At 70.9% G+C, this 6,515-nt stretch carries 7 protein-coding genes and 1 tRNA gene; 4 read left to right on the top strand and 4 right to left on the bottom strand.

Features of this window, described 5'->3' with window-relative positions; translation table 11 throughout:
• Positions 1–345 precede the first annotated feature (345 nt).
• On the top strand, positions 346–765 hold the full coding sequence (locus E1200_RS29940) for an MscL family protein (RefSeq protein ID WP_131955434.1): 420 nt from the start codon (positions 346–348) through the stop codon (positions 763–765).
• Between the two features lie 75 nt (positions 766–840).
• Here E1200_RS29940 and E1200_RS29935 read toward each other — a convergent pair whose 3' ends face one another.
• Entirely contained in the window at positions 841–1,875 is a 1,035-nt protein-coding gene (locus E1200_RS29935; RefSeq protein ID WP_131955433.1) for a D-alanyl-D-alanine carboxypeptidase family protein, read from the bottom strand.
• An 82-nt stretch (positions 1,876–1,957) separates the two neighbouring features.
• Entirely contained in the window at positions 1,958–2,428 is a 471-nt protein-coding gene (locus E1200_RS29930; RefSeq protein ID WP_131955432.1) for a hypothetical protein, read from the bottom strand.
• Positions 2,429–2,563: 135 nt separating this feature from the next.
• Here E1200_RS29930 and E1200_RS29925 point away from each other — a divergent pair.
• A tRNA-Arg gene (locus E1200_RS29925) sits at positions 2,564–2,636 on the top strand.
• 17 nt (positions 2,637–2,653) lie between these two features.
• Here the strand turns inward: E1200_RS29925 and E1200_RS29920 are convergent.
• Positions 2,654–3,508 carry an alpha/beta hydrolase gene (locus E1200_RS29920; RefSeq protein ID WP_131955431.1) on the bottom strand — a complete coding sequence of 285 codons (855 nt, stop codon included), beginning with the start codon at positions 3,506–3,508 and terminating at the stop codon, positions 2,654–2,656.
• Positions 3,509–3,522: 14 nt separating this feature from the next.
• Positions 3,523–3,930 carry a hypothetical protein gene (locus E1200_RS29915; RefSeq protein ID WP_131955430.1) on the bottom strand — a complete coding sequence of 136 codons (408 nt, stop codon included), beginning with the start codon at positions 3,928–3,930 and terminating at the stop codon, positions 3,523–3,525.
• A 174-nt stretch (positions 3,931–4,104) separates the two neighbouring features.
• On the opposite strand from E1200_RS29915, the gene E1200_RS34510 reads away from it, so the two are divergent.
• Both E1200_RS34510 and E1200_RS29905 read left to right on the top strand, forming a co-directional pair.
• On the top strand, positions 4,105–5,652 hold the full coding sequence (locus E1200_RS34510; protein WP_207933617.1) for a serine/threonine-protein kinase: 1,548 nt from the start codon (positions 4,105–4,107) through the stop codon (positions 5,650–5,652).
• A partial coding sequence (locus E1200_RS29905; protein ID WP_131955429.1) for a serine/threonine-protein kinase occupies positions 5,649–6,515 on the top strand: 867 nt, incomplete at its 3' end. The genes E1200_RS34510 and E1200_RS29905, both read left to right, overlap by 4 nt.

Below are 6,515 nucleotides of genomic sequence, written 5' to 3'. Positions count from 1 at the left end.
TACACTCGACTAGTCGTCGGCAGCGTCAGCTGTGTGTAAGAGACAGCCCAAGGAGACGCCAGAGTCGTCGTATCGGCAGTCCCCGTACTAACGATCCCAACCCCAGCCGAGAACACCCGCTCCCAGGGCGCCCTGGTCCTACTGGCCACAACCAGACCCCAAGCCCTGGCCCTGGCGAGCACCACGGCGCCCCTAGCCCTAACAATCACCCCAACCGTTTAAGGCCGTCGACAGTCGAGCGGTGGGGTTGGTTTGGCATGTCACAGGCGTCTTCATTACGATCCGTGGCCATTCCTGCGCGCCCACTGCAGCGGGTGGCGCAACCCCCGAGAGTCCGGAGCCGGCATGAGTGGTTTCAAGAAGTTCCTTCTTCGCGGCAACCTCGTCGAACTGGCGGTCGCGTTCGTCGTGGGAGCCGCGTTCGCCGGGCTCGTCGAGGACTTCGCGGCCTCGTTCATCTCCCCGCTGATCGCGCTGCTCGGCGGCGAGCCCGACTACACCGGCCTGGCCGTGACGATCAGCGGCACCAAGTTCCCGTACGGGATCTTCCTGACCTCGGCGATCGCGTTCACCATCACGGCGGCGATCGTCTACTTCCTGGTGGTGCTCCCGACGACCAAGCTGATCGAGCGCATCGACCGCGGCAAGGAGGCCACCGAGCGCGACTGCCCGCAGTGCCTGAGCGCCATCCCGGTCAGGGCCCGCCGCTGCCGCTACTGCACCGCCGAGGTGACCCCCACCACCGAAACCCCCACGATGACCTGACCTGCCTGCACGCTGGGCAGCGCGTCCAGGCGGTGAGGTCGCGCATGAACATCAGGGAGGTCCGGTGGGGGCGGGTTACTCGTACCCTTCCGTGCCGAACTCCCAGTGCCAGGGCTCGAAGGGATTGCTGTAGGCCCACGCGGGGTGGTACCAGCCGTACTTGCGGGCGTTGGCCTCCATCCAGTTGAACTGGACGGAGCCCGAGTTCTGGATGCCGCCGCAGAGGTCGAGGGCCTGGCCCTTGCCGTGGTTGCTCGTCCCGGGGACGGCCGCGAAACCGGGCCTGCGCGCGTAGACGGAGTGCTGCTCGGACAGGCTCCGGTACGCGTCGGTGACGCACATGTCGCGGCCGAACCGGCGTTTGTAGGCGGCGTTCAGCTTGTAGAAGCCGAGCGCGGCGTCCGCGCGGAGCCGGTGCCCCTTCTGCGGCAGGGCGCAGAGGTACTTGGCCGGGATCAGCCCGTTGGGGAACTGCCGGGCCTCGGTGGCGAGGCCCTCGTCGCAGGTGAGCTGCAGCCGCTTCAGCCGGCTCACCGAGAGCTTGTCGAGCATCGTGTTGAGCTGCTTGGTGAGCTGCGCCGACTTGGTCTTCAGCCCGTCCACGTCCTGCTGGAGGCGGGTCTGCTCGACCGCGTTGCGCGACTGCAGCTCCTGGGCGGTCGAGGCGAGGCGCTTGCGCCGCGACTGCAGCTCGTCGGCACGGTCCACGAGCGCCTGCTGGGACCTGGCGAGCAGCGTCACGTCCGCCGTCGAGCGCAGCGCCTCCCCCGGGTCGCCGCCGCCGAAGATCGACATGGACCCGACGGCCCCGCTGTGCTGGTACGAGCTGTTCGCCAGCCTGGCCAGCGGCGCCCGGATGCGGTTCAGCTCGGCCTCGGCCAACGCGAGGTCCTTGAGGGTGCCGCGCAGCTTGACCTGCGACGCCGCGAGCTCCTTCTTGCGGCCCTGCATCTGCTTGGTGGCCTTCTCCAGCTCGCTGCGGGCCTTCGATGCCTCACGGCGCAGCGACTCCACGGTGTCGGCGTCGGCCGCGACGGCGACACCGGGCGATGCGAGCATGGTCATCACCAGGAAGACCGCGGTCAGCGCCGCCGACCGGGGGTTCGGCACGGTGGTTTTCCTCCTGATGCCCGAATGCGGAACAGCGGCAGAACGGTACTACACGTTCTACGATGACCTGCGCGTAATCGGTTCAGCGGCCACGGTGACCATCGCGATCACGGGGGTCGTCGCACCACCGGCGCATCCACCAGTGGTCCCGCCATTCCGGCGGGCACGGCCTGTTCGTCCGGCTGCGCGACGGCGTCGCGGTCGGGGTCTGGGTCGGGGCGGGCTTCGTCCTCTTCGGCGTCACCGTGGGCACGGGCGCGGGCTTCGGCGGCGCCTTCGTCGCCGCCTGCACCTCCTCGGGCGGGACGTACTTCCCGTACGTCGGCTCGGCCCCGGGGATGACCGGCAGGTTCTGCTGGACGGAGGTCGCCGCCGTCTGCGGTTCCTCGTCCACCGGCCCGCCGCCCGACAGGAACGCGATCACAGAGGCCGCCACCGCGAGCGCACCGGCGGCGGCGACGGCGACGAGCGTCCGCCTGCTGCTGCGCGGACGCTCGCCCACCTCGTCTTCGGCGGACCTGCCACCCGGCTGCCCGCGATGCCGACCCTTCACGGCACCGAAGCGTACAGACAGGGGCCCCACCTGGCCTAGTGGTCCCGGACCGCCCCTTAACCGGGAGCGCGCAACGGCTTCCGTCCCCTACCCTGTAGGTGCCGTCCGCTACGCTCTTGCCGCGAGCGACGACACGCCTCCGTAGCTCAGGGGATAGAGCACCGCTCTCCTAAAGCGGGTGTCGCAGGTTCGAATCCTGCCGGGGGCGCCCAGTATCGGGGCCGGTCAGGCCGGGGTCTTGGCCTGCAGGGTCTTCAGGGCTTCCAGCAGGTAGTCGCGGAAGGCCGGGTGGTTCTCGCTCATCGGGAAGTGGCCGATCTCCTCCATCTTGATGAAGGTGGCGTTCTGGATCGCGTCGGCGGTGCGGGCGCTGTCCTCCGGGGTGGTCAGGTAGTCGTACTCGCCGGTGAGCATCACCACCGGGCAGCGGTCGCCGTCGATCTTGCCGAGGTCGTCGCGGAGGTCGTGGTCCACCGAGTAGAAGTGCAGGTCGCCCTTGAACGCCTCGGAGCCCTGGGAGTAGTAGAACCAGGTCTTCCAGCGGTCGGACTCGGGTGACTGCGGGGCCATGAGGTCCCAGACGCCGCTCGCGCAGACCTGGGCGGCGTTGGCGTGCGGGTGCTGCCACCAGTCGAGGTAGAAGCCCGGGGAGTAGTCGGCGCCCTCGACGGCGAGGACGCCCGCGAAGCGGTCGGGATGGCGCAGGGCGAGCTGGAGCGCGACGTTGCCGCCGAAGGAGGAGCCCATGAAGATCGGGTCTTCGAGGCCGAGGGCGTCGCAGAAGGCGACGATGAAGTTGACGAAGTGGTCCGCGGTGAGCTGGTACTCCTCCTTCCACCACTCGGTGTTCTCCGGCGGGTCGGACTTGCCGTGCCGGGGCAGGTCATAGGCGATCACGCGGTAGTTCGAGGTGATCTCGTCGTCCTCCAGGAGGCCGCGCCACTGGTGGTTGTGGCAGCCCGCGGTGTGCTGGCAGACGAGGGGCTGCCCGGAGCCGTTCTCCAGGTAGAAGACCTTGTACTCAAGGCCGTCGGCCTCGACGGTCACGTAGTGGCCGGTGACCGGGGAAATGTTGCTCACGATGAACTCCTTCGTCAGACCGGTGAGCCGATGGCGCGGAGCAGCTCGATCTGCCGGGTGATGCAGCGCAGGTTCTGCATGAGGACGAGGACGTCCCCTTCGAGCCGCATGTCGCGCTGGAAGCTGGCCGCCCAGATCCCGTGGTACATCGGCGCCGGGACGGGCTCGCCGAAGCCGCGCCAGGTGTCGGCGCTCGCGCGGATCGCGAACCGGTAGGGGACGTCGAGCGGGCCCGGGTCCGGCGTGACCTCCGTGACCCGCCCCGACTCCACCTTGATCGCGTAGCTGCGGTCGGTGGCGTCGAGGAGGTAGGTGCAGGTGAAGTACTTGCCGTGGGCCTGGATCTCGGGGTCGTCGTTGCTGGCCGCGGCGAAGGCGTCGGCCCACTCCTGGCCCGGCCTTGCCTTGGTCGGTGCGGTCATGGTCGGAGCTCCTCCCGTGCCTCGGATGTGGGCGCCATACCCGGCCACCCGCCGCACACGGGGATTTTGAGGCCAATATCTGGTCAAAGTGGGGCATTTCGCCGCTTCGTACGGTGTGATCCCCAGGCGCTACCGTGTTGCCGACTCGATCGACGGGGAAGGATCGACGCTCAGATGTCCGAACGGGTGCTCGCCGGGCGGTACCGCCTCGGGAAACGGCTCGGCAGCGGCGGGATGGGCACGGTCTGGTCGGCCGTGGACGAGACCCTCCGCCGGACCGTGGCGGTCAAGGAGATCGTCTTCCCGGACGTCCTCACCGCGGAGGAGCGCCGCGTGGCGACCGAGCGGGCGCAGCGGGAGGCCCGGGCGGCGGCGCTGATCGACCATCCCGGCGTCATCACCGTGCACGACGTGGTGATCGAGGACGAGCGGCCGTGGATCGTCATGGAGCTGGTCGGCGGCATGTCCCTCGGCGAGGTGCTGGGGCGGGACGGCCCGCGCACCCCCCAGGCCGCCGCGCGGATCGCCTTGGACGTGCTGGACGCCCTGGAGGCCGCCCACGCGAAGGGCGTCGTCCACCGGGACGTCAAGCCGGGCAACGTGCTCCTCGCCGAGGACGGCCGGGTCGTCCTGACCGACTTCGGCATCGCGAGCATCGAGGCGGACCCGGCCCTCACCCGCACCGGGACGTTCGTCGGCTCGCCCGGCTACGTCGCGCCCGAGCGGCTGCGGGAGCAGCCGGGCGGGCCCGAGTCCGACCTGTGGTCGCTCGGCGCCACCCTCTACACGGCGGTCGAGGGCAGGCCGCCGTTCGAGCGGGAGAACCCGATGGCGACGCTCGGCGCCGTGCTGACCGAGGAGCCGGCGCCGCCGCGGCGGGCCGGGTCCCTTGCGCCGCTGCTGTGGTTCCTGCTGCAGAAGGAGCCGTCCGCGCGTCCGAAGGCCGAGGACGTGCGGCGGGTGCTGGAGAACGTGGCCGCCGGGCGGCCGTCCGGGCTGCCCGGCGCCGCTGCGATGCCTCCGCCGGTTCCCGCGAGGAGAGATCCTCGGCGGATATGGGTTCCCGTCGCGGCGGGCATCGCGCTGGTCACGATCGGCACCTTGTTCGTCGTCGCCGTGGCCGTCGATGTGATCCGCGGGGACGACGGAGCGCGGAAGGCCGCGGCGTCGGCGACGCCTACGGGGTCGGCCGGTCCGCAGGCGCCGCCGTCCGCGACGCCCTCGGCGGAGCCGTCCGCGTCCGGGCTCGATCTGTGCGGGCTGCTCACCCGGCAGCAGATCGGCCGGCTGCTCCGGCAGGAGAAGCCGGAGATCGAGGAGGACGAGAAGTCCTGCGGGTGGGCCGCGCCGCAGCGCGGAGTCGTGATCACCGATCTCGGCCGCTCCACCGGCGGCCCGCCGCCGCAGTCGCCCGCCGAGGCGCACAACAGGTTCGTGAGCACGAAGAACTCGACCAGGCCCGGCATTCATTTCTGGGGCTGGCCCGAGATCGACGTCGACCGCGTGCAGGCGCGGGAGACCGGGGCGAAGAACCTCGGCGGCGTGGGCGACGAGGCGTTCTCCTACACCTCCACGGGCCTGTCGAAGCCCATGGACGTCTCCGTGGTCGTGCTCCGGGTGAAGAGCTCGGTGCTGCGGATCGAGCACATGTACCGGCGGGGCACCGCGTCCCCGGGTGAGGCGCACGAGGCGGCGCGCCGGGTCGCGCGGGCGGCGGCGTGACCGCGCCGCCGCGGACGCTCGCCGGACGCTACCGGCTCGTCCGGCGCCTCGGCGCGGGCGGCATGGGCGTCGTCTGGCTCGCCCGCGACGAGCTGCTCGGCCGGGACGTGGCGATCAAGGAGCTCCTGTTCCCCGACGAGCTGAGCCCTGAGCACCGCGAGCATCTGGCGCAGCGCGCGCTGCGCGAGGCCAGGGCCGTCGCGCTGCTGCAGCACCGGTCGATCGTCACCGTGCACGATGTCGTGGTCGAGGAGGGCAGGCCGTGCATCGTCATGGAACTGCTGCCCGGCCGCTCCCTGGACGCGGTGCTCGACGACGGCCCGCTGCCGCACGACCAGGTGGCGCGCATCGGCCTGGAGATCCTTGAGGCCCTGCGCACCGCCCACTCCCAGGGGGTCGTGCACCGGGACGTCAAGCCCGCCAACATCTTCCTCCGCGAGGACGGGCGCGCCATCCTCACGGACTTCGGCATCGCCGCGCTGGCGGGCGATGCCACGCTCACGCAGCCGGGTTCGCTCATCGGGTCCCCGTCGTACATGGCGCCCGAACGGGTGCGGAACGACGTCAGCGGCCCCGCCTCCGACCTGTGGTCGCTGGGGGCGACGCTGTACACCCTGACCGAGGGACGTCCGCCGTTCGTGCGCGCCAGCATGATGGGGACGCTCGGCGCCGTCCTGGCCGACGAGCCGGCCCCCGCCCGTGCCGCCGGACCGCTCGAACCGCTGCTGAGGCGGCTGCTGGTCAAGGACCCGGCCGCGCGCCTCGACGCCGAAGAGGCCGAGGCGTTCCTGCGCGCCCTGGTGACGGGCGAGCGAACGGCCCCGTCCCTTCCGGCCGCCCTGCCCGCGTCCCCTCACCCCACG

Origin of the sequence: Actinomadura sp. GC306, assembly GCF_004348665.1 — a bacterium.
Classification (GTDB): domain Bacteria; phylum Actinomycetota; class Actinomycetes; order Streptosporangiales; family Streptosporangiaceae; genus Spirillospora.
The sequence above is the reverse complement of the archived record's forward strand: the minus strand, read 5'-3'. Positions and strand labels throughout refer to the sequence as shown.